18 protein-coding genes are annotated in these 24,342 nt (G+C 51.5%); 5 read left to right on the plus strand and 13 right to left on the minus strand.

Annotation, left to right across the window (positions count from 1 at the left end):
* From dhbA to Q4491_RS06340, 11 genes are all read right to left on the minus strand, one after another.
* Nucleotides 1-798, minus strand: coding sequence for a 2,3-dihydro-2,3-dihydroxybenzoate dehydrogenase (gene dhbA / locus Q4491_RS06290; protein WP_272872723.1), 798 nt, complete (start codon nucleotides 796-798; stop codon nucleotides 1-3).
* Nucleotides 798-3,920 (minus strand): amino acid adenylation domain-containing protein, encoded by a 3,123-nt coding sequence (locus Q4491_RS06295; RefSeq protein WP_303455748.1) that lies wholly within the window; start codon nucleotides 3,918-3,920, stop codon nucleotides 798-800. Before Q4491_RS06295 ends, dhbA begins: the two co-directional genes overlap by 1 nt.
* Nucleotides 3,917-4,834, minus strand: a complete 918-nt coding sequence (locus Q4491_RS06300) for an isochorismatase (RefSeq protein WP_192015654.1) — start codon at nucleotides 4,832-4,834, stop codon at nucleotides 3,917-3,919. Before Q4491_RS06300 ends, Q4491_RS06295 begins: the two co-directional genes overlap by 4 nt.
* Complete coding sequence (locus Q4491_RS06305) at nucleotides 4,831-6,519, minus strand: (2,3-dihydroxybenzoyl)adenylate synthase (RefSeq protein WP_303455750.1); 1,689 nt, start codon at nucleotides 6,517-6,519, stop codon at nucleotides 4,831-4,833. Before Q4491_RS06305 ends, Q4491_RS06300 begins: the two co-directional genes overlap by 4 nt.
* Nucleotides 6,516-7,742, minus strand: a complete 1,227-nt coding sequence (locus Q4491_RS06310) for an isochorismate synthase MenF (RefSeq protein WP_303455752.1) — start codon at nucleotides 7,740-7,742, stop codon at nucleotides 6,516-6,518. The genes Q4491_RS06305 and Q4491_RS06310 overlap by 4 nt, the downstream gene beginning before the upstream one ends.
* A 183-nt stretch (nucleotides 7,743-7,925) precedes the next feature.
* Nucleotides 7,926-9,842: a TonB-dependent receptor gene (locus tag Q4491_RS06315; protein ID WP_303455754.1), complete on the minus strand. Its 1,917-nt coding sequence runs from the start codon at nucleotides 9,840-9,842 to the stop codon at nucleotides 7,926-7,928.
* A gap of 233 nt (nucleotides 9,843-10,075) precedes the next feature.
* Nucleotides 10,076-11,305: an MFS transporter gene (locus Q4491_RS06320; RefSeq protein WP_303455756.1), complete on the minus strand. Its 1,230-nt coding sequence runs from the start codon at nucleotides 11,303-11,305 to the stop codon at nucleotides 10,076-10,078.
* 54 nt (nucleotides 11,306-11,359) lie between these two features.
* Entirely contained in the window at nucleotides 11,360-12,088 is a 729-nt protein-coding gene (locus tag Q4491_RS06325; protein ID WP_218382699.1) for a 4'-phosphopantetheinyl transferase, read from the minus strand.
* 280 nt (nucleotides 12,089-12,368) lie between these two features.
* Nucleotides 12,369-13,232, minus strand: coding sequence for a permease (locus Q4491_RS06330; protein ID WP_303455760.1), 864 nt, complete (start codon nucleotides 13,230-13,232; stop codon nucleotides 12,369-12,371).
* Nucleotides 13,232-14,689, minus strand: coding sequence for an FAD/NAD(P)-binding protein (locus Q4491_RS06335; protein WP_303455762.1), 1,458 nt, complete (start codon nucleotides 14,687-14,689; stop codon nucleotides 13,232-13,234). Before Q4491_RS06335 ends, Q4491_RS06330 begins: the two co-directional genes overlap by 1 nt.
* 288 nt (nucleotides 14,690-14,977) lie before the next feature.
* Nucleotides 14,978-16,198: an ammonium transporter gene (locus Q4491_RS06340; protein ID WP_303455764.1), complete on the minus strand. Its 1,221-nt coding sequence runs from the start codon at nucleotides 16,196-16,198 to the stop codon at nucleotides 14,978-14,980.
* A gap of 846 nt (nucleotides 16,199-17,044) precedes the next feature.
* Here Q4491_RS06340 and Q4491_RS06345 point away from each other — a divergent pair.
* Together Q4491_RS06345 and yjjX are read left to right on the plus strand one after the other, a co-directional pair.
* Complete coding sequence (locus Q4491_RS06345) at nucleotides 17,045-17,686, plus strand: helix-turn-helix domain-containing protein (protein ID WP_192015646.1); 642 nt, start codon at nucleotides 17,045-17,047, stop codon at nucleotides 17,684-17,686.
* A 121-nt stretch (nucleotides 17,687-17,807) separates the two neighbouring features.
* Nucleotides 17,808-18,380: an inosine/xanthosine triphosphatase gene (gene yjjX / locus Q4491_RS06350; RefSeq protein ID WP_303455767.1), complete on the plus strand. Its 573-nt coding sequence runs from the start codon at nucleotides 17,808-17,810 to the stop codon at nucleotides 18,378-18,380.
* 157 nt (nucleotides 18,381-18,537) lie between these two features.
* Here yjjX and trpR read toward each other — a convergent pair whose 3' ends face one another.
* Both trpR and sltY read right to left on the minus strand, forming a co-directional pair.
* Nucleotides 18,538-18,855 carry a trp operon repressor gene (gene trpR / locus Q4491_RS06355; protein WP_192015644.1) on the minus strand — a complete coding sequence of 106 codons (318 nt, stop codon included), beginning with the start codon at nucleotides 18,853-18,855 and terminating at the stop codon, nucleotides 18,538-18,540.
* Nucleotides 18,856-18,971: 116 nt separating this feature from the next.
* Complete coding sequence (sltY, locus tag Q4491_RS06360; protein ID WP_303455770.1) at nucleotides 18,972-20,909, minus strand: murein transglycosylase; 1,938 nt, start codon at nucleotides 20,907-20,909, stop codon at nucleotides 18,972-18,974.
* Between the two features lie 242 nt (nucleotides 20,910-21,151).
* Here sltY and ettA point away from each other — a divergent pair, with 242 nt between their 5' ends.
* The 3 genes from ettA (at nucleotide 21,152) to Q4491_RS06375 (ending at nucleotide 24,233) form a co-directional block, all read left to right on the plus strand.
* Nucleotides 21,152-22,819 (plus strand): energy-dependent translational throttle protein EttA, encoded by a 1,668-nt coding sequence (gene ettA / locus Q4491_RS06365; RefSeq protein ID WP_192015643.1) that lies wholly within the window; start codon nucleotides 21,152-21,154, stop codon nucleotides 22,817-22,819.
* Nucleotides 22,820-23,066: 247 nt separating this feature from the next.
* Nucleotides 23,067-23,432 (plus strand): PilZ domain-containing protein, encoded by a 366-nt coding sequence (locus Q4491_RS06370; RefSeq protein ID WP_192015642.1) that lies wholly within the window; start codon nucleotides 23,067-23,069, stop codon nucleotides 23,430-23,432.
* 360 nt (nucleotides 23,433-23,792) lie between these two features.
* Nucleotides 23,793-24,233, plus strand: coding sequence for an Lrp/AsnC family transcriptional regulator (locus tag Q4491_RS06375; protein WP_192015641.1), 441 nt, complete (start codon nucleotides 23,793-23,795; stop codon nucleotides 24,231-24,233).
* Nucleotides 24,234-24,342: the final 109 nt, after the last annotated feature.

Raw genomic sequence — 24,342 nt, forward strand, 5'->3', positions numbered from 1 at the left:
TCAGGCGTTAAGAATGGCCCCGCCGTCCACCACTATGTCCTGCATGGTGACATGGCTGGCCAGATCGGAGGCCAGGAACACCACAACCTGAGCGATTTCCTGTGGCTGAGCAATTTTGCCGAGCGGGATCCCCAGCTTGAACTGCTCGGGGAAACCGGCAATGGTGCGTTGCTCGGCATCCTCGCTGTGCCACAGTGAGCGCTGCATCGGGGTATCGGTCGAGCCCGGTGACACCAGGTTGCAGCGCACGCCATAAGGTGCCAGCTCCAGAGCAGCGCAATTGGCCAGGCTGCTCAGCGCCGCCTTGGAGGCACAATAAGCGGTCATGTGCTGACGCGGAACGTGCGCCGCATTAGAGCTGACAGTCACCACAGCGCCGTGACGCTGCTGCTTAAACACAGGGATCACCTGCTGCAGCAGGTAAAACACACCGGAAGCGTTGACGTTAAGGCAGGTGTGCCAGTCATCCACTGACAGCTCCTCGGTCTGTCCCATCCGCAAAATCCCGGCGACATTCGCCAGCACATCAATCACAGGGAAGGCCGCCAGAATCCTCTGCGCCACTTCTCTGACTGCATCCGGGTTGCTGATATCCACCTCATAGGTGGCAAACGGGTGTTCAGTGCCCGCTTCACGTGCAGCGCTGAAATCTATATCCAGGCCGATGACCTGAGCACCCAGCTGGTGGAAGCTCATGGCGACCGCGTGCCCGATGCCACGAGCGGCACCGGTCACCCAGACCACTTTGTTCTCGAACTGACCGCTGAAGGTCATTGCTGTTTGCTGCTGCGCTGCCATCACCACACCATCTCCACTTCGTCTTCGCTTTGTTGCTGCATCTCATCGAGATAGCGGCAGAAATCACTCAGTACCGGGCGGTCAAACACATCGGACACCTTGATGCTGACGTCAAACTCCGCGCCCAGACGGTTCACAATCTGAATGGTCTGCAAGGACTGTCCGCCCAGCTCAAAGAAATTATCCTGCGACTGAATCGCGCTGACCCCGAGGATCTGCTGCCAGACAGTGCCGACCCGGCTTTCGGTTTCGCTCGCCAGCACCTGCTCGGCGCTGTCATTCTGATAGCCAGCCACCAGAGCTTTGCGATCGACCTTGTTGCTGCCGGTTTTCGGCAGGCTGGCAAAAAAGCGGAAATCGGTCGGGATCATCGCTGGAGGCAGGTTTTCCTGCAGGGCTTTTTTGATGCTCAGGGCTTCAAGGCTGTCGTGCTGTTCACCGGCCACAAAAGCCACCAGACGGCGGATACCGTTGTCGAACACCATGCCCTGTACGCAGGCTTCGTCGATCCCGTCCAGAGCCAGCAGATGGGATTCCACTTCGCCCGGCTGAATGCGGTAACCACTGATTTTGAACTCGTTATCAATACGCCCCAGATAAATCAGCTGACCATCTGTTATAGTGACCCGATCGCCGGTGCGATAAGCCCGGCGCTGTTCATCACCCACCTGCAGGCTGGTAAAGGCCGGATGGGTCTGTCCCAGATAGCCGTCCGCCAGGGTGTCGCCCAGAATAACCAGCTCACCTGTGGTCGCCGGACGGGACTGCGCATCCAGCACCAGAACTTCAACCCCGGGCAGCGGCAGGCCAATAGGTAACTGGCTGTGCTGGCCGTGAAAATTCTGCAGCTCACTGCAGGTAGCCACCACTGTGGTTTCCGTCGGGCCATAGGTGTTAAACAAACGCACGCCGTTCGCGATACCGGCCTGCTCAACCACTTTCTGCCACTGGGCCAGCGGCTCGGGGTACACGGCTTCACCGCCGATAATCACGCCTTTGAGCGTGTTCGGCAGGGTAGCTGTGCCCGCCTGCAGGCTGACCACCCATTCGTTCCAGAACGCCGTCGGCAGATCCAGCAGGCTGATCCCGGCGGCGGTGATTGAATCAGAGAAGGTGGCCATGGATTCGAGCATGGCGTCGGTTCGCAGTACCAGCGTGGCGCCCTGACTCAGAGTCACGAAGATTTCTTCAATGCTGGCATCGAAGTTGAACGGCGCAAACTGCAACACCCGATCGCTCGCGTTGATGTCATATCGGGTGGCAGCGGCGGCCACGAAGTGATTCATCGCATAATGGCTGATGGCCACGCCTTTTGGCTGTCCGGTCGAGCCGGAGGTAAACATGATGTAGGCCAGATCTGTGTCTGCCGTTTCAGGCAAAGCCACAGGCGCGGCATGCAGATGACCGGCCAGCTGAATCGAGACCGGCAGCACCGACAGACGGTGCTGGTGCTGGGCTTCAGTGATCAGGGTGCGAATCCCGGCCTGGCTGACGATGCTGCTCTGACGCTCAATCGGCTGTTCAGGATCCAGCGGCACGTAGACCGCGCCGCTCAGCATCACCCCCAGTACGGTGGTGATACACGGCAGAGAGCGGCTCAACGCCACCCCGACTTTTTCGCCCGGCTGAACACCCTGTGTCAGTAAGGCGCTGGCGGCGGCATCGGCTCTCTCCATCAGACTCTGATAGGTCAGCGACATACCGTCCTGCTCAAGCGCGATAGTGTCCGGGTGCTGAGCGGCATGGCGACGGATCGCGGCCAGCACTGAAGTCACCTCAGTCTGCCCGTGTTTTTCACCTTGAATCATGGCGTCCAGTCGCGCCTTGGCATGCAAGCCACCCAGCAGAGTGTCTGTGCTCTGGCCCGGAGCCGCTAACCAGTTCGCCAGCAGGCTCAGCAGCCCCTGTTGCAGGTTTGCCAGCTCATCTTGCTCGTACACCGCCGGGTTGGCATCAAAGTCCACCACCGGCAGCCCTTCCGATTTACTGTGCAGCTCGATAGTCAGATCTTCCACCGGTCCGGCACTGAGATTCAGGGTATCGGCTGCCAGGTTACCGTACTGCAACGGATGATCGAACGGCATGATATTGATCAGCGCGCCATACAGACGCTGACTGCCGCCGACCCGGTTCAGATCACGGCGCAGATCTTCATAGCGGTAGTGCTGGAAACGGCGCATTTTCTTTTTGTGCGCCGCCACTTTGCGCGCCACACTCAGCAGATCGTCGCCACCGCAGACCTCGACCACCAGCGGCACTATGTTCATCTGCATGCTGGGTACGGTCAGCGATTTAGAGCCCAGACGGTTCATCACCATCATCCCCAGCACCACCTGCTCGGTGTCGCTGTAGTGACGCAGATGCGCACAAAGCGCGGCGAGGAAAACATCAACCCAGGTCAGCTGGTGCTGATCAGCCAGGCTCTGGCACTGCTGCCAGAGGCTGTCGCTGAAGGTGCTGCTCTGACGGCGAAAGCGGGCCGCAATCGGCGCCACATCGCGGCTGTACGATGAAGGCGCGGTATTACCGGCCAGGGTATCGAGCCAGAACTGGCGGGCTTTACCATAGGCGCCGGAGTCACGCCGTTGCTGATCTTCATCCAGCACCGCCTGAAACGATCCGAACGGCGATGGCGTAACCTGTACACCCTGTACCAGCAGGGAATAAATCTCAGCGATCCGCTGGAAGACCAGGGTGGTGCCAAAACCATCCAGCGCGATATGGTGGACGCAGTTATAGAGATAATCCTGCTGCCCGCCGCGCAGCAGGGCAAAGCGGCCGGGCAACTGCTGCTCAAGATCGAACGCCAGCGTCATATCCTGCTCGGCCCAGCGGCGCACTGCTGCGAGCTCGGCGTCCTGTCCGCCGCACGGTTCGAGATCCACCACCGCAAATGCCACAGGTTCAGCGGCCGCAACCCGGTAAGGCTGCTCGTTCTCGCTGCGGTAGTAACAGGACAGGCACTCGCTTTCCGCCACCGCCTGGCGTACAGCCATCTCCAGTTTTCCGGCATCCACTTTGCCGTCAAACACAATACATTCAGCGGTATTAAACAACGCCTTGTCTTCGTTGAGGGTGTGCCCCAGCCACAGCCCGTGCTGAGCGGTATTGAGTGCTGTCATCCCTGCACCTCCTTGTTCACATTGTCCAGTGCTTGTTCCAGTAAGCCCCACCAGTGATTAAAGGTCGGGGTTTCTGCCAGCTGGACAAAATTCATTACCACCCCGTGCTTACGCCATTCAGTGATCAATGACATGATCTGCACCGAATCCAGGCCGTAGTCGATCAGGTTCTCTTCCGGATCAAACTCGTCTTCCTCTTCTTCCACCAGTCTGGCAATGCGTGCCAGCAGGCCGCTGCGGGTCAGCACTTCCGGCCATTCACTGTGCGGCGGGTTGGCCTGTTGAGCTGTGCCAATCAGCGCAGCGGTCGATACCACCATGCCAGCACGACCGGCAACATACTTGAGCGCCATGTCATGCTCTTCGAGCGAGAAATCGGCAATTGCATCACCAATCATGAAAGGCTTGATGTCGCGCATAAAAGCGTCCACCGCCGTCATCAGGCAGCCAATGTGGCCGTAAATACCGCCGATCAGCAGCTGATCACGGCCCAGCTCTTTGAGCATGTGCTCCAGCGGCGAGCGCTGAAACGCCGAATAACGCCATTTGTCGAGCACGGTATCGCCCGCTTCCGGCGCCAGCGCCGCAACCACTTGTTGCAGCTCAGGGGATTTGTTCAGACCCGGCCCCCACATGTCGTTCAGCAAGGCACGGTCTGCCATGTTCTGCTCTTTAGGCTGGGCGGTGTAGATCACCGGAATACCGTTGGCTTTACAGAAGGCTTTCAGGGCCACCAGATTGCTGAGCAGGGTTTGCATCAGGGCGCTGTCACGCTCATAGAAGCTGACAAAATATTCCTGCATGTCGTGGATCAGAAATGCCGCTTTTTGCGGTTCAAAGGCCCACGACACTTTGTTAGCAGGAAAGGCCTCGGCAGCAGGCATGGTATAAGTCGGTAATGCTGGAATAGTCATGATAAAACGTCCTTTTCTGGCTGAGGCTGTGACTGGGCTTGTACCTGGTTGGCAATCAACTGACGCAGGGCTTTTTTGTCAATTTTGCCGACGTGCGTCATGGGTAAGGCGTCGAGTTTCTCGATCCGGTCCGGCAGCTTGTAGTCAGCGATGCCGCACGTCCGCAGGTGCTTTCGGATACTGAGGGTTTTCAGCTTGGGATTCGTGGTGACAATGAAGGCGCAGCTTTTCTCGCCCATCACCTCATCGGGCATGGCAACCAGCGCCGCCTGAGTGATTTCCGGCAGAGCCAGCAGCTGGTTTTCGATCTCTTCCGCCGCCACTTTTTCGCCGCCGCGGTTGATCTGATCTTTGTCACGGCCGACCACCATCAGGTAGCCGTCTTCTGTCATCACCACCACATCGCCGGAGCGGTAAAAACCGTCCTGATCAAACGCGACGCGATTGTGCTCCGGGCTGTTGTAATAGCCACGGAAGGTATAAGGGCCGCGGGTCAGCAGGGCGCCGGGGATGCCGCGCGGCACATCCTGGCCGTCTTCATCCACGATCCGCACTTCGTCATCGTCGCTGATCGGGCGTCCCTGAGTGTTCAGCACATGCCACTCGCTGTCGTCAAAGCGGGTGTAGTTGACCAGACCTTCGGCCATGCCGAACACCTGCTGCAAACGGCAGCCCAGTTCAGGCTCAATACGACGGGCAAGACTTTCACCAAGCCGGGCGCCGCCGACCTGCAGCCATTGCAGACTGTCCAGCGCCGAGCGATCATCCGCGGCCGCCTGCAACCACAGTGTGACAGCCGGTGGCACCAGAGAGGTCATGGTGACCTGATGGCGCTTGATCAGCGGGAAACAGGTCATCGGGCTGGGCTCTGCTGCCAGCACCACAGCACCACCGGCGTAAAACACGCCCAGCGCGCCCGGTGAGCTCAGGGTAAAGTTGTGCGGCGCCGGTAAGGCGCACAGGAAAACCGTGTCAGTATCCAGCTGACAGATGTCTGCACTGGCACGCACACTGTAGTAATAGTCGTTATGGGTACGGGGGATCAGTTTCGGGGTACCTGTACTGCCGCCGGACAGCTGGAAAAAGGCCACCTCAGAGGCCGACAGATCCGGCCATCTCAGGGCCTCATCGGCCTGAGCATTAAGAGCGCGGCTCTGCGACTGTGTGCCTGCTGCTATAGCCGCGGCTAACGAGTCGCCGAAACCGGCATCGCCATCGACCAGCCAGTGCTTCAGGGTAGGCACCTGCTGGCTCAGCGCCTGGGCAAACTCACCATCCGCAAATAAACTGTGGCGGGACGAGACGATCGCCAGCGTCGGCCGGATCTGTTCCGCATAGGCTGTCAGCTCATGCCGGTTATGGCTGAACAAGGCATTCACCGGCACCACGCCCAGTTTCATCAGGGCAAAGAAAACAATGTAGAACTCTGCCACATTGGGCAGATGCACCAGTGCGGTCTCACCGGGTTTCACCCCCAGCCGCAGCAGTGATGCCGCCAGCCGCTCGGCATCCTGTTCAAGCTGGCGGTAAGTCCAGCTGCGTTCACCGCACATCAGCGCCCGGTGTTCGGCACGCTCATCCAGGTGGCGCGTCAGGATGTCGGTCATGGGCACATCGGTCCAATAGCCTTTCCGGCGGTACTGCTCGGCAAGCGCTGGCGGCCAGGGCGTAAAGGCAATGCTCATGCTACCCCCTGCTCGCCCAGCCCGAAGGCGTTGAGCATAGTGCCCAGTTTGGCTTCGGTTTCCGCCCATTCGGCCTGCGGGCAGGATGCGTCGACGATACCGGCCCCGGCAAACAAGCGAACGGATTTCTCGCGCACTTTACCGCAGCGGATAGTGACCGCCCATTCGCCATTGCCTTGAGAATCGCACCAGCCGACCATGCCGGTAAACATGCCGCGCTCGTAGCCTTCCAGCTCTTTGATCGCATCGCGCGACAGGTTGAACGGAAAGCCGCAGACCGCAGGGGTTGGATGAAGCAAACACGCCAATTGCAACACGTTATAAGGCAAGTCATCTGAATGCGCAGTTGCGTTATCCGGCGTGTTAAGCTGGCCTTCAATCCGGGTCGACAGATGCCACATGGTCGGGGTGTTGATCAATGACGGACCGGCAGGCACATCCAGCTCACGGCAGTAAGGCTTGAGTTGCTGGGCAATTTCATCGATCACCAGACGGTGTTCATACCTGTCTTTGACCGACTGCAGCAATGCTTCACTGACTTGCTGATCGGCGTCCGCACTGGCCTGGCGCTTCGCCGAACCTGCCAGTGGATTCGAAAGAATGTGTTGCCCTTCCTGACGGATCAGCAGCTCAGGACTGGCACCCAGCAAGACCGACTGATCTAGTTGCGGAATGGCGAAATGGAAGCCGGTCGGGTTTTGTTTGATCAGGCGGGCCAGAATATCATCGGCTGATACGTCATCGCTCAGCTCAATATTAAGCACCCGTGACAACACGGCTTTTTCCAGCTGGGTGCGCTGAAATTTTTCCACCGCCTGCGCGACAGCCTGCTTGAACACAGATTCTTCCGGTTCACTGCACTTTGCCAGCACCTGTAAGGGTTTGCTGGCTGACATTCCGCTGTGTTCGCCAAAGGTGTCCGGCTGATGCTCGGTCACTTCGACAGATTCGGGGATATACAGGCAGGATGGCTCAGAAACATCAAACGGAATCGAACCGATTAAAATGGGGTTTTCAATACCTTTGGCTTTTTCTTCGGCGAATTTCTGTTGAATAACCTGCTGGAATTCACTCTGGCTGTGCTCACCGTGAATGGCTGGTGTGGTGATAATTTGGCTAATCCCTTTACCTCTGACTGTTCGGTAAACAGACGAGAAGAAAAGATCACTATTCGGTGAGAATACCGGATTCAGTATTGGATTCTCACTTTGAGTATGTTGCATGTCACAACTCCCTTTTTACGCAAGAATGTGTGCAGCTTATGACGCATCGTAAACTGGCTGATTGAGTGTTAATTCGTTAGGGCTTTAATTGTTAGAAAGTGGCATCACATTGCTTTTGCAGGGAAAAAAGAGCCAATGTTCATTGGCTCTTTGGGTGTCAGGTGGTCCTGACTGATGTTGTTATCAGAAGTCGTATGACACGCCGGCATAGACGCTGCGGGCTTTCAGGATGTAATCAAGCTGAGTCGCGGCTTCGTCACGCTCTTCGTTGGTCAGATTGGTGACACCCAGTTTCAGGTTCAGATTCTCAATGGCTTCGTAACGGGCACCCAGATCCATGGTGCCGTATGCCGACAGTTTCTGACCTGAACGCACATACTGAGAACCTGTGTACTGATACGAAGTGTACGCGTACAGGTTTTCCAGTGCCTGCCAGTCAAGCTGGACATTGGCAGTATGGTTTGGCGACAGAATCAGATCTTTCTTGGTGTCTTTGTCTTCAGCACTGGTATACATGTAGTTCGCCGACAGGCTCACAGTGTCTGTAATGTCCACCCAGGCCATGGTTTCCACGCCTTTCACTTCAGCTTCTGCCACATTGAAGTAGCTCAGCTCGGTGCTGACGCGGTCCCAGTTTTCTGCCTGAATCATGTCGTCAATGTCGTTCTGGAACAATGTCAGACCGGCGCCCCAGCGAGCGGCTTCATAGCTGGTACCCAGCTCATAGCTCAGCGAGGTTTCGGCTTTCAGATCCGGGTTACCGACTACGCTACAAGCACCACGGCAGGCCAGTACTGAGTAAGAATCACTGTACTGGTTCAGGCTCGGTGCTTTGAAGGCTTTTCCGACGCCCCCTTTCACGACCCAGCTGTCGCTGATTTTATAAACCGCATACGCACGCGGGCTGAACTCACCGCCGTACACTTCGTGATCGTCATAACGGCCGCTCAGGGTCAGGGCCAGATTACCCAGCGAGAACTCGTCCTGCAGGTAAACTGCCGCCTGGCTGTAGTTCACCGAATCAGTGTTCAGGGTCAGGTTATTCTTCAACTTGGTATCACGGTATTCCGCGCCACCGGTCAGCAGGTGCTCACCCAGATAGCCGGACAGCTGCGCATCCACGGTATTATTGGTTTGATCAATATTACCGACCGCGCCGTTGAGCTCGGAATCGTCTCTCAGCTCAGACATATCCAGGTTGTAGCGCAGGCGGGAATCAAAGTTGGCCCAGTAACCATAGTGAGTCAGCGCGATGTTATAGCGCTCCATCTCCTGCACGTTGTTGACCGCAGTTCCCCAATTGTTCCAGTCCGCATCACGATCATCTTTGCTGTAGATCAAATCCAGATCGATATCCTGCTGCTCATTCACCAGCCACTTCAGGTTCGAGTACAGGTTCAGCTCGTCGCGCTCTTCCAGTACATCGGTATCCGGGTTAACAGACTTATCCGTGCGCCAGGCATCACGATCGCTTTTTTCAACGATCAGATTACCCAGCAGGGTTTCAGGGATCAGCGCACCACTGACATACGCATTAATCTTATTGGTGTCGCCGCCGGAGCCTTCGGTGATACCGTCAAACTGGTAACCGACAGAGCCCTGCGTGTCTTCCGTTGGTTTGCGCAAGATGACGTTAACCACGCCGCCCAGCGCATCGGCCCCGTAAAGGGATGACATCGGGCCACGGATCACTTCGATACGCTCAACCGCGGACATTGGGATACTGGACAGGTCAAAGTCGTTGCCGTAGGCGCTGAGCAGGCCATCACGTGAGTTAATGCGACGACCATTGATCAGCAGCAAGGTGTAGTCTGAAGACAGGCCGCGGATTTTGATTTCATTCCGGCCGTATGAGGTGCCTGGATTGATGTTGATACCCGGCAGCTTTTTGATCGCTTCGGCGACATCATTGACCACCAGGTTATCCAGTTCTTCACGCGTGATATAAGACACTGAAGCAGGAGCTGTCAGTTCCGGGTGCTCCGTCTGACTCGCTGTCACCACCATCACTTCTTTGTTGGCCACTTCTGCCATCGCCGTAAATGAAGAGACCATACCTACTACACACAAAGCCCGGTTCAAACGAGTTAACTTGATCACACTATCTCCTTGTTGCTGAAACATTTCAACACTCCATCAATAACAATGGCGCAAATGATAATTATTGTTATTATCATCGTCAACAAGAGTTCAATAGAATTGATAATTTTTTTCATTCGCATTTGAATGCAATAGGAGAAATAGAAAAACAGTTGCTTATAAAGAGCACGGTAAGAAACAGGGAGAGTACAAAAAAATGCAGAAAAAAGAAGAACTAGCGGAAAGCCCCGGGATTAACCCGGAGCGCGTTGTGAAACCTGAGCCTGTTTGAGCGAAGGGATAAACCAGCAGACCAGCAATGGCACGGCAATCGCGCTGACTATAGTGGCCGTTGCCAGCGTATCCAGCCCCAGCAGTTGATGCGCCGGGCCGGATGTCAGGTATACCGAACCCATGATGCTGGCGGCACCGGCAGCCAGGTTAGACATCGTCGACTGATAGGTCATGAAGGCCGCCCGATACTGCGGAGGGGGAACCCTTGAAGTGAATGCTGCCAGCACTGCGCTGCGCGCCGAACTGGATGCCATCAGCAGCATAAATATCAGATAGACCCATTTGTCTGCGCTGTCACTGATAAAGCCGTAGTACACCACAGCCGCCACAATAGCACTGAGACCAAACAAGGCCGTTTGACCTGATCCCTTATCCATCATCCTGCCACTGTATCGCATTGCAAGTATGCTCATGACCCCGCCCAGCAGGTACAGGTAACTGATTTCGTTACGCGGGAAACCGAGGTTGAACTGGAAATAAGCCGACAGATTCGGTACTAACAGGAAATGCCCGAACAGGCTGATCCCCATCATCGCCATCGCCAGCAGAAACGGTGTTGACCCAACCATCCCGGCCAGCCCTGCCGATAGTGCTGCCGGACTTCCGGCCATTTGTTGCTGTGGCACCAGCGACGGCATACAGATCCGTACCGCTACCGCCAGTATCAGTCCCATGCCACCAAAGAAGAAGAAAGTCATCTGCCAGTTCAGCCACTGCGCCAGCAACAAAGAAGCCGGGACAATAATGATCGCCGCCAGCGAAAACCCGCTGGCAACAAAGGCCATCGCCCTGCCCCGTTCAGCCACTTTGGTTACATCAAGAACGGATGCCATGATCAACCCACTGAGCGGGCCCGAGAAACAGCCAGCGGCAATAAACATCAGCAGCAGTTGTTCCGGCGTAGCTGCCAGACCGCACAACGCAATCAGGACAGAGCGAAGCAAAAGAAACAACGTCAGTGCAGCCCGCCGATCGAAGCGATCCAAAACAGGGGCAAGAAAAAATCCAACTATCGCGGAGCCGAATGTCGCACCACCGCTGATGTATCCAATATGCTCACCTTGTAAACCAATATCCCGGACTAAATCTGGCCCCAGCGGCATCACCATCATCAGGGTTCCGACCGAGAGCATATTGATAAGCAGAGCAAGCCTTAACACTGACTTAGCATTCAGCGTGTTGCTGTCCATGACGGCACGACCCATTCACAAAAAAAGCGATTGTAACTGCCGGCCGGAACAAACTCAATAATGATAATTATTATCAGTAAAATACTCGGAACGGGTAAACGTGAACACAGACTCTGACATCCTGGAGTAATGCACCTTTCCCTGTCGGCCGGAGGGCAAAGACGCAGCCAGCTCTGTGTTCAACTCAAAGTACAGCCACTGATCATCCATGCCCAGAAACGAGACATCCAGAAAGTCGAAATAGCGCTGAACTTGCGGATATAAGGCTTTAAAAATGCTCTCTTTAGCGGAAAACATCAGGGTCATCAACCAGATTGCATTTTGTTCATCTGTTTCCAGCCTGGCCAGCTCCTGCTCATTGACGACCATCCCCTGCATGCCAGGCACAATATCCGCGTTAACGGGTAACTCAATATCTAAACCGACACCGGCCTGCTCATGATGTTGAGGACAAATCACACAGGCTGCCAGCTGGTCATGGTGGCTGATGCTGCCAGTCAGCCCCTGTGGCCAGACAGGTGCACGGTTGTCGCCAACCGCTATCTCGACCGGTGCCATTCCCCGCTCTTTCAGCAGTTGCTGCGCCAGATAACGGCCGGCCAGAAATTCCGCCTGTCGCTTGGGCACTGCCCGGCTTATTGCGTCAGGCATCTTGACGCCAAACTGGTTGAACAGGGACGGCGAGTAATGGTGCAGATCAAACCCGGCCAGTAACACTTCAGTGCCACATCCGGGCAAAGTGACTGAGCGCAGCGGCTGAAAGAAAGCGGACGGAGTCATCATAAAAAGCAAAGCCATAGCAGAGAACAATGGCTGTCATTATTATGATTGCAGTATCGTCATACAATCCTTTGTTGGGTTTATGCATTCAGATCTTCGGTGCAACGCGCGAGACTCATCACTCAGTCACCCGATTCCGCTTTTCTCTCCTCCCACGCTTTCAGTAACTTTTCCAGCCCTTTAATACTCACATCACGTTGTGGGAATGGGATCGGTGCCTTATTATATAGAGTTAGCACAGCATAATGATTAGAGAAGCCACTAAATCATTCACTTAGGATAATTAAAAGACAACCCTGTGAATCAATACCCCATAAATAGCAATTGCGACTAGGCTACAAAGTGTTTCATAAGAAATTTTTTGCGCACTCTCACCTGAACCCAAATAGTATGTCTCTAAAACTATAATATTTGCAGCAGGAGGTAATAGGCATACCAGTAACAAAACAGGGATATAATCCTCCAAGCCATGCCAATTCGTAAGTGCTGTGATAGTAAAAAATGATAAAACTATCAGCAATAATACTCCAACACGAAAGAAATATGATTTAACACTTTTTATACTTTGCTTTACTTCTAACTTAGTTTCAGCGAGCCACATACCAAGTATCATCATTCCAAACAGGCTCATGAAAAACTTGCTGATAGAATAAACCTCTTGCCCATATGCTACAATTACGCTACTCATTGGAATGAATGCACCACCAAGGATTAAACCAATAACAGGTGGAGAAAATAATATTTTTTTGAAAGATGGTTTCTTACCAGATAAAAAATTCGCTCCAATTGAATTACCAACAATCGAACTACCAATGTAAGCAGCAAGCATAAATCTAGCAGATTGCTCCCCTAATATAGAACTTGCTATAGGTAAGCCAAGCCAACCTATATTTAAATAGCAAAAGCATAGACTTTTTATCGCACTCCTATGAAAAAACTGCCCAAAAGAAAACAAAAGAAGAATAACGGTCATAGTTATTATAATAACCCATGCCATTTCATTGAAATGGTTAGACACATTCCAAATAATGATAAAAGGTATAATGCACTTAGCTAACACTATAGAGAGTGATAGCTTTAGTCGTGGGAATATTTTCCCCGTCAAGAACCCTAAGGTCAAATAAATCAATGGAGAAAGAGCTAACATTATGCACTTACCTTTGATAACTGTTCAAATTTTGAGGTAAATCGTTTGACCCATTGTTGCGCCCACCGTTCAGAGCAATTCGCGTTAAACCAATAAGCATTCGTTGAAAAAAGTTCACCTTTATTTAACGGGCCGATATTATATAAACCTTCAATATCCTTTCTTTTTGCTATTACACTGAAGGTTTGAGGATCAATCATAATCCCACCGCAAGAGTGAGGCTGTATATATTCATTCATGAACAAGTTTTTTAGTAGTGGATTTTCTACATTTTCCAGTATATCGCTACCACCTGTAGCATCCCAAAAAATGTCAGAGTCCAAAACACCCTGCTCAGTAAATAACCGAAATGAATTTTCATGATATTCTGGATTAGAAATTGATTTATATATTCTCAACTGTTCTTTCTGTACTGAATCTCTTAATTGAGAAAATGAAGACATGGGAATTGGATGACGCCATGAAGCCCATAAAGCCCCAAACTTTTTAATAAAAAAAGAACGTTCATCTATTGACATAGAGCGCCAAAAATCTGGAAACCAGCTCCTTGTAGATATAAGAACATCTTGCCAAGGAAGATCTCCATTCAATGCACGAGATTCCAAGTAATTAAAATACTCAGCTTGCTTTCCCGCTTGCATTAACCTTAGAGCTGGTTTAAATTCACTTTTATCTTGAAGCGCTCTATGTTCGGCTAACAATAATTTAATAAAAGATTGAAGTGGGCGTCTTTTATTCTCTCTAAGTATTGCATTCCAGCTTAAATACTTAGGTATATATTGGCTACTCTTTGTTAAACATGTAGGTGCTAAACCAGTACGCGAAAACATACTAACTTTTGATTCATTTAATTTATTAACATGTAAAAATGCATCAACTGCCGTTAACCCTGCCCCTGCAATAATAACATGTGATTCTAATGAAGAAACAAACTCACTATGATGACGAATAAAGCCTTTTTGCTGTGATATATCATTAAAGTTATTAGACTTTATTGCCCCCAAACACATCACAACTTCTCGAGCCATGACGATATCACCACTATCTAATGTCAGTTCAAAAGCATTATCTAAAAAATTCAAGTTCATAACATCATCCTGACATTCATGAACAAGTAAAATTTCAGATCTTATTATATCAAAGTAAATATTTTCTAAATACTTAGAAAATTTAATTCTTGTTGGCCATAAAACCTCTTCCAAATGCTCATTCCTGAGCCACTTATTAAAACTATCAGGTTCCAAAGATGATGCTGACATCATTGTAGGTGATGTATTGACGATATGTATTGGTGCTGCGTCGCCAAATGCCTTACCTCTTGCAAAACTAATTTTATTGTTTAGAACAACCACGGATGGTTTTGCAGACCTGCACGCAAAGACTTCTTTTTGCATCTCATTAAGTAATCCAACCCCTGTAGCACCAAGCCCTACGATAGCCACATCAAAAACTTTCATGTTTCCCTTTAACAAGTCGTAAAATTTGGAAACAAGTTTACACAAAATAAAAACCAATATGCAACTTATTTTATATTAACAAAAACATCAACAATATTTAATTCTTCATATTGCGATCTTTAAATATAGTTAAACTAAAGTTAACATACTTAGTAGTTAAAACATTCAATAAAGCATAGAAAACAAAAAACGTACTCTTGGCAACTAGTCTTTGCCGTCAAGAGCTTTTCATTACCAATAAAAATGCCGCACTAGGCGGCATTCAAGCATTTATAGGCTGGGTGGGTTCTATTCTAAATTGGTGGCACTGATCTTGTGGATTGCCAGATCGGCGCCGTTGAACTCATCTTCTTCGCTCAGGCGCAGGCCCGACAGCTTATCCACCAGACCGTAAACGATAAACGAACCAGCCAGTGCTATCGCGATGCCTATCACAGTGCCCAGCAATTGCACCACGAAACTGACGCCACCTAATCCGCCTAACGACTGCAGGCCAAAGATGCCGGCCGCAATGCCACCCCAGGCTCCGCACACGCCATGCAGTGGCCAGACACCGAGCACATCATCAATTTTGGTGTGATTTTGCATGTAAGTAAAAAGCCAGACAAAGATCGCAGCAGCGACGATACCGGTAATCAGCGCCCCCAAAGGATGCATCAGATCCGAACCGGCGCACACAGCCACCAGACCGGCCAACGGGCCGTTATGAATGAAACCCGGGTCATTTTTACCCAGCACGACGGCGGCCAGAATTCCGCCCACCATCGCCATCAGAGAGTTAACGGCAACCAACCCGCTGACACCGTTAATCGACTGTGCCGACATCACGTTAAAGCCGAACCAGCCGACACTTAAGATCCACGCCCCCAGCGCCAGAAACGGAATGTTGGAAGGCGCGAAGTTAGTATGTTTGCCTGCCCGGATACGCCCTTTACGCATCCCCAGCAGCATCACCGCCACCAGCGCAATCCAGCCACCGACCGCATGAACCACAACAGAGCCGGCAAAATCATGGAAAGCGGCGCCAAACTGGCCTTCAAACCACACCTGCAGGCCAAAGTTACCGTTCCAGATCATACCTTCAAACAAGGGGTACACCAGGCCCACGATAAAAAAGGTAGAAATCAGCACAGGGTTGAAACGGGCCCGCTCCGCAATACCGCCGGAGACTATCGCCGGGATCGCCGCCGCAAAGGTCAGCAGGAAGAAGAATTTGACTAAGGCGAAGCCATTACCGGCCGACAAAGTTTCAGCATCAGCAAAAAAGGTGGCGCCATAGGCCAGCCAGTAGCCGATAAAGAAATAAGCGATGGTCGATACAGCAAAATCAGCTAATATCTTCACCAGCGCATTCACCTGGTTTTTCTGCCGTACTGTGCCCACTTCCAGAAATGCAAAACCGGCATGCATCAGAAACACCATGATGGCGCCCAGCAGCAGGAACAAAGTGTCCGCACTTTGTGTGAGAGCCTGCACGGCTCCCGTCACCTGTGTCATAGATTCAGTCATTGAACTCTTCCCTAAGTCACGCACAAAAAATGTGCAAAAATCAACCACAAGCCCCAAGTTAGGGCGAATCAATCATGAATAAGGGGCAAGCAATAACTGTTCCAATTCAATTCGTTAATTGCTAAATTCGTCAATAAAACTAAGTAACTGAAAATCAATAACAAAAAATTGTGTGCTTTGCTGCACTTCCTGTGTGCCAGGATTCTGCGCACCAATACAGTGCCATTCGATCCATAATGGTGCAATTTGTGCACCGTTTCCTGCCCGATACTGGTGAAACGGCACATAAAGATTAACAACAATGCGGCTCAGCGGTTAAGGAAAAACCTTTCCGGCAGTCCTTACTCTTTACAGACAGCTTGCTGATTGTTTGTCGCTGGGCGGATGGGACTCATTGAATATTCCAAATTAGTATAACATGCAGTGTATTTATTGATGATTGACACATATTCACACTGAGAATGAAATCGATTTCACTTATAAACTGAATCTGTACGCCTTTCTGTCATTCGGCAGATTTTTAAGAAATCCTGTTTAACCTTGGGTTGCATATCATAAAATATGCATAAAACCGCCATTACCCTGCTGTTTCCTTATTTCTTGGTCGGAACTGATATGTTACTTTTGTCAGCAGTTGGCGTGGTTTTTTCTTACTGGCTTATTTTACTGGAAAAAAAATTGTCCCTTTTTTTACCCAACCGAGTGCAAATGTATATTCCTTTAACGAAATCCATCGCACTTTTCAGCTTGAGTAAAACCTTTAGACAAGGATATCAGTAAAATAATTTATGACTTTTGCGAATGCCTTTCGCATTCTTTTTTTACTGCGAGCGGGAAGCCATTCTTATGGAATATTTAGAGCGGATTAAGCGCCTGGCCAAGATTCAGGGGATTAGCCAGAAACAGCTGGGTGAAACTCTTGGCTTACAACAAGGCACCATGAGCCGTAAGCTGTCAGGCAAATACGGCATTGAAGTACGTGAGCTGGAAAGAATTGCTGAAACCCTGAACACCTCCATCAGCTATTTGCTGACCGGACAGATTGATTCAGGTACTCAGGCAACAACGGCCATCAGTCACGAAACGGGGCACAGCACGACATCGACTTACATTCCTATTATTCATCGCAAAGACTATCTGTCTTATCGCGATGGCGGCAAAGTCGACGTACTGAGCAAGCGGGCGATACCGCATCATTTGGATCGCGACGATTGCCTTGGCCTGCTGGTAGATAACGAAAACATCGCCCAGTGTGCGCCGCTGGGCAGCTATGCACTGGCCACACGCAAAGCACCTTATCGTCCTAAACAGCCGGTATTTGCGTCGGTGCGGGGCAGCGAGCCCGATTTCTACCACATGACACAACTGGCAGATGGCGTGGTGTTTTCCACATCCCAGCCGGATTTTCCGAACCTGTTTGTCAACCACGACGAGTTCAAGATTCACGGCTACATTATCCAATCCGACTGGTCATTCGACCGCATCTGATTGCACCGCTGGTTATCCTGCCCCCCTCCCCCTGATTTGCTCATGCTCTTGCAGATGCCCGTCAGGGGTGACAGCGCCCTTCCAATGCGTACAATAACGACGTGAAATGAAGGAGCCCATCATGCACACCACCAATCCAGCACCAGAGCGCCAGATTCGTATTATTGTCGCCTCGACAAACCCGGCCAAAATTAGAGCGGTAGAAAACGCCTTCCACCAAGCCTTTCCGGCGCAAGTCCTGCAGATTAGCGGTGTTGCCGTGGACAGCGGTGTAAGAGCACAACCTATGTGTGCCGAAGAAACCCTGACCGGCGCCCGAAACCGGGTAGTGCATGCCCGGGAACTGCAGCCTGGCGCGGATTATTACGTCAGTCTGGAAGCCGGGCTTGATGGCTGTGCCACGTTTGCCTGGATGGTGATAGATAACGGTAGTCAGCGGGGTGAATCCCGTTCAGCCTCTCTGCCTCTGCCGCCAAAAGCGCTGGCCCGTCTGCATGACGGAGAAGAGTTGGGGGATGTAATGGATGATATGTTTCAGCAGCAGAATGTGAAGCAACAAGGTGGCGCCATTGCTATGCTCACAGAGCACAAGCTCAGCCGCAGCAGTGTTTATCAGCAGGCTCTGATACTGGCCCTGATCCCTTTCATGAACCCGGGTCTGTACGATCCTTCTGCTTTTCAAGCGGGAGGCTAGCCGGGGACTGGGCACAAACGCCAAATATGTGCTCATTTCACGAACCCCACCCTACCCCTCCCCTTGCCAAGGGGAGGGAATATTCAGTGCTTCAGTAAGCTCAGTACGATCCCTCCCCCTTTTCAGGGGGAGATCAGGAGGGAGGTGACAAGGCACTTCAGCCTTTGGGCTGCTGTTTCAACAGAAATTCTGACAACCAGTCACGGATCTCCGCATCGTGGTGTTTCAGTTCATTGGAGCCGCGTGTGATAGTCGCGACGCCAACGCCCAACAACTCACTGATTTTACGCTGGCTACGCTCACCATTCAGCAGTTCATGGAAGATATTCACCCTGGCGATCAGTGATTCACGCTCATCCGGGGTTAACAGCAGACGAAGGAGTAACTCATCTTTGCCTTCAGCAGAGGCCTGACGAAACAGAGAGACTATTTGCTGCCAGTCAGAAAAGTCCGGCGTATCGGCTTTGGTTGACATGGTTTTCCTCAAAAATTGCCTGCATTGACAATTAGTAACCCACACAGGCGTTTTAATTCTGTCTGGATTCTACCCTGAACCACAGCCTTCCACCAAACCTATAGCAGCAGTTTGTCTCAATACTTAGTGTTCAGTTCCTCAGTGGTCAGCAACTGGACCTGATGATTGGTCAGCTTGTCGTAGTAGACTTCAAACATCAGCACATTCTGGACATAACCGCGCGTCTCACCGAAAGGAATGGTTTCCATAAAGGCAAAGGCATCCAGTTTACCATCACTGATTTTTCGCCAGCTGGTGACTCTGCCCGGGCCGGCGTTATACGCCGAGAAAGCAAAGATACGGTTGTTGTCGTAACGCTCCAGCATCATTTTCAGGTAACCACTGCCCAGCCGGATATTGACCTCTGGCTCAAAGAGACTACTGCTGCCCGCATATTTGTAGTTCAGCTTACCCGCAGTTTCTCTGGCTGTGGCAGGCATCAGTTGCATCAGCCCGCGAGCGCCTACCGGCGACATTGCCTGCGGATTCAGCGCACTTTCCTGTCGTGCCAGCGCCATCATAGTGGTCACAGATAGATCACGCTGCTGACCGAATGACTTAAACGTCTCGGCAAAAGCCAGCGGGAAACGTAACGACAGGTGTTCCCACATCCGGCCATATATGGTGGCCTGCACCGTCAGATGGTGCCAGTTTTGCTTACCTGCGTAGCCCGCCAGCGGCCAGATTGCTTTCGGATCGAGATCTTTCATCAGATACCACCACTCCAGGTTGGCATCAAACACCTTATCTTGCGCAATCATTTCTTCAATCCGCTTTAACGCTGGCAGATAAGGGGTCACATCCTGCTCTGCCTGACTCAGGGATTCCACAGGGAAATCAATACCTTCCCCCAGAACCGTAGCAGCTGCGGCACTGTAAAAGTTCCGCTCGCCGAGCAATGCCTGATATTTCGGCTTGGCAACCACAGGATCGGTTTTGGCCAGCAAATGCGCCTGCCAGAATTTCCACCGCAGCGTATTCTGTTCTTCGGCCGACAATTGCGGGATCCACGCCTGCGCTTCGGTCCAGTTGCCTTCACGAAGGGCAAGACGGATGCGCCGTCCAATCAAATCATCATCACTGCTTTTGCGCAGCATGGCATCACGCCAGCGGACAAGATCGGCCTCTTCGGCATCCATCAGCCGTGACGCCGTATAATCCGCCAGCGATTGTTTCTGCCCTGTATTGAGCTTTTGCCCGTTCGCAACCCGCTCTAACTGGCTCAGGGCTTCTTGGGTATCCACGCGCGCCAGGCGCTTATAGGCTGCTACTGTCAATTGCCGGTTATAGTCGGTCACTTTGCTTTTTTTCGCGAAGTCCGCCACACCCTGCGGTTTGGCAAACAGTGCGAGCAGCGTATCGCCGTCTTTTCTGGCGTTACCCGTCAGTTGTTTGTCGAGATATTTGAGCAACCCCTGATTGCCGGTTTCAAACACCAGCAGCATGCGATCCAGAATCAGCTGATTGGTACGTTTTCCGGCTTTTTCCCAGGCATCCAGCATGGGATCGCAATCATCGTCAAGAGACTGGCCGGTCAGCCAGAGTGACTGCGCGCCCTGCCAAGCTTCGTCCTTGCGGCCCACTTTGCTGAGCGCCAGATAATACTGACACTGATAACTTTCTCTGTATGGCGGCTCAGTCTGAAAGGTCACCAGATCCTGCCAGCGGTTGGCCTCCGCCAGCACATCCTGATAGGCATAACCCAGCTTGATGGTGAAAGGCAGATCCTGAAACTTTTTGATGAATGCACTCACTTCGGCAGGGGAGCGCTTATCCAGATTGTCCTGAAACTGGCGATAGTCGAGATAAGGGGTCAGCGGATAGTCATCAAGCCTGGTGCGATAACTCTGATAAGCCGACTGATCCTTGCGTTCCAGCGCATCCTTCGCGGCTTCATACCATTTTCTCTGCTCTTCAAGCGAGGCGGCCTGTGCCACGCTTCCTCCCAACAGCACCCATACCCCCAGGCCCAGCATCCAACGGCTACAACGGTGCATAACGGCTTCAGACTGCATATATACTCTTTCCAGCTCCAGCTTCACTCAGATTAAAATTCAGCACGTTTAATTAACACTGTTATCCTAGCGTTCCATACCCTCGTCAACGTCAGCCCCGGGTCAGGCTCAGGTCAATAACGAAAACCTGCTTACAGGGGCATGTATTCATCTTAACCGTCATTGTGAGACATTGCTGTTAAACTTAGGGCCAGAATGGTTAAAATACCCCTCTCTCCAATCATTAGAGATGACCTACGGAAATGGCTGAATACGTCTATACCATGTCGCGAGTGAGCAAAGTTGTGCCACCTAAGCGACAGATTCTGAAAGATATTTCATTAAGTTTCTTCCCTGGCGCCAAAATCGGTGTACTGGGCCTGAACGGTTCCGGTAAATCCACTCTGCTGCGTATCATGGCAGGTATCGATACCGATATCGAAGGGGAAGCCCGCCCGCAACCCGGCCTGAATGTCGGCTATCTGCCGCAGGAGCCGGTACTGGACGAAAGCAAGACAGTGCGTGAAGTGGTCGAAGAGGCCGTTTCCGACGTGAAAAACGCCCTGACCCGCCTGGATGCGGTATATGCCGCTTACGCCGAACCGGATGCGGATTTCGATGCCCTTGCCAAAGAGCAGGGTGAGCTGGAAGCGCTGATTCAGGCCAAAGACGGCCACAATCTGGACAATACGCTGGAGCGTGCTGCCGATGCGCTGCGCTTGCCGGAGTGGGATGCTCAGATCAAACTGCTGTCGGGTGGTGAACGCCGTCGTGTGGCTATCTGCCGCCTGCTGCTGGAACAGCCGGACATGCTGCTGCTCGACGAACCCACGAACCACCTGGATGCCGAGTCTGTTGGCTGGCTGGAGCGTTTCTTAGTTGATTACACAGGCACAGTGGTGGCGATCACGCACGACCGTTACTTCCTGGATAACGCCGCCGGCTGGATTCTGGAACTGGACCGTGGTGAAGGTATTCCATGGCAGGGCAACTATACGTCCTGGCTGGAGCAGAAAGACGCCCGTCTGAAGCAGGAAGCCTCTCAGGAGAAAGCGCGCCAGAAAACCATTGAGAAAGAGCTGGAGTGGGTACGCCAGAACCCTAAAGGTCGTCAGGCCAAATCCAAAGCACGTATGGCCCGTTTTGAAGAGCTGAATACCTCAGATCATCAGAAGCGTAACGAAACCAACGAACTCTTCATCCCGCCGGGTGATCGTTTGGGCGACAAGGTGATCGAAGTCAACGGCCTGACCAAATCTTTTGGTGACCGTGTTCTGATCGACAACCTGTCTTTCAGCATGCCTAAAGGTGCCATCGTGGGCATCATAGGTGCGAACGGTGCCGGTAAGTCGACCCTGTTCAAGATGCTGAGCGGCTCTGAGCAGCAGGACGCAGGGACTATCGAGCTGGGCGACACAGTTAAGTTGGCCTCTGTTGAGCAGTTCCGCGACAGCATGGATGATAACAATACTGTGTATCAGGAAATCTCTGAAGGCAACGATGTGATTCGCATCAACAACTTCGAGATTCAGTCGCGTGCTTACGTGTCCCGCTTTAACTTCAGGGGCAGCGACCAGCAAAAACGCATTGGCGAGCTGTCTGGTGGTGAACGTAACCGTGTCCACCTGGCAAAACTGCTGAAAGCCGGCGGCAACGTACTGCTACTCGATGAGCCCACCAACGACCTGGACGTAGAAACACTGCGTGCACTGGAAGAAGCCCTGCTGGAATTTCCTGGCTGTGCCATGGTGATCTCGCACGACCGCTGGTTCCTGGACCGCATCGCGACCCACATTCTGGACTACCGCGATGAAGGCCAGGTGAATTTCTTCGAAGGTAACTATAGCGAATATACCGACTGGCTGAAGAAAACACTGGGTGCGCAGGCTGCAGAGCCGCACCGTATTAAATACAAGCGTATTGCCAAATAACCGTCTCCGGACAGATTTGCAATCACTGAACGCAGGCTGCCATTTGGGCAGCCTTTTTTATTGCATGATTACTTAATAAGCAAATCATTAAAGTCGCCTGTTTCAGCACAGGATGAATCACCACTCGACTCCTCAGCGGAGCCGCGGCACTGCAAACAGAGATCACGTCAACATAGAAAAAACAGAACCAAAAAGGCCAGCAGACCCTAAACTCGACAATATAGGCTCATACAGGTAATCACAGACTATGAACGAAAGACGCCAGTTTATCCGTATTGTTTATCAGGCCCCGGCGCTGGTGCGTCAGGCTCAGTCACACTGGCCTGCTGATGTTCGCGATATCTCGCTGCATGGTATTCTGCTCGGCCGGCCTGAACACTGGCAGCCGGATGACAACGCCCCGTTTGAAGTCGATGTCAGCCTGCATGACACAGATATTCACATGAGAATGGTCACTGAACTGGTCGCCCATGACAGCGACTGTCTGCGGATGAAGATAGTGAATATTGATATCGACAGCATTTCTCACCTGCGCCGCCTGATTGAACTCAACGTCGGTGACGACGAGCTGCTTTATCGCGAATTTGAACTCCTTGCCGATCTTGCTGACTGAAACCCACAGCGTTTCACCTGTGCTGCCCGGCAGACCCACAAGAGAAGATTTCTCTATGCTGGTACATCACTGTGCTGTTTATAGGGAAATACTTAGCATATGATACTGCCATAAACCGGTATAACTGCTCTCACGACAGCACCCTACTGATTCAGTTATTTCTCCGCTGAGTTCATTTCTTATCACGTTATTCACATAATCATTAATGTTCATATTGACAAAATACCTGAGTTGTATGGTAAGTATGCGGTTGCTTGTCAAACAAAGCAGAAAAATACCAATATCAAAACAGAATATAATTAAAAACACTTTCTGTTACTTTAGAATCAAAAAGTCACCAGGCCAGGCTAGTTAGTAACCATGATGAATTTAGATAAAGTGGACATGAAAATCATCGAGTTATTGAGAAATAACTCAAGAGAGAGCATCCAAAAAGTTGCAGAACAGGTCAATCTCTCACGCAGTGCCGTAGACAAAAGAATACAAACACTCATACAGGAGAACGTCATAACAGGCTTCACAATCAGTACTTGCTTTGATCAGCGCTTATCCCCTTCTGATGATATCCATTCTTACCTGTTGATCAAATCCGGAAGCGTAGACTGTAAACAGATTTTCAAACACCTCAAAAGTGCCGGTTATGATTTTCAATTCGAATCTATATACGGTGAGTTCGACTGCCTGATAAGGGTCAACAGCACCCGTCTTCCGTTACTGTATGAAATTAAAAAGTTCATCATAGATATAGGCGGTATTGAATCCATCCATATTCTTCCAGTGTTAGACATTAAACATGAATAAGGGGCTTAACAGCCCCCATATTTTAGTTAGCGTAAAAGTACATTTCATTGTTCAAGCTTTCAAAGACACTGACCAGTGAACCTGATTCAACAATGAATGTATAACTGGG

The sequence above is a fragment of the Photobacterium sp. 2_MG-2023 genome, from assembly GCF_030547675.1.
Classification (GTDB): domain Bacteria; phylum Pseudomonadota; class Gammaproteobacteria; order Enterobacterales; family Vibrionaceae; genus Photobacterium; species Photobacterium arenosum.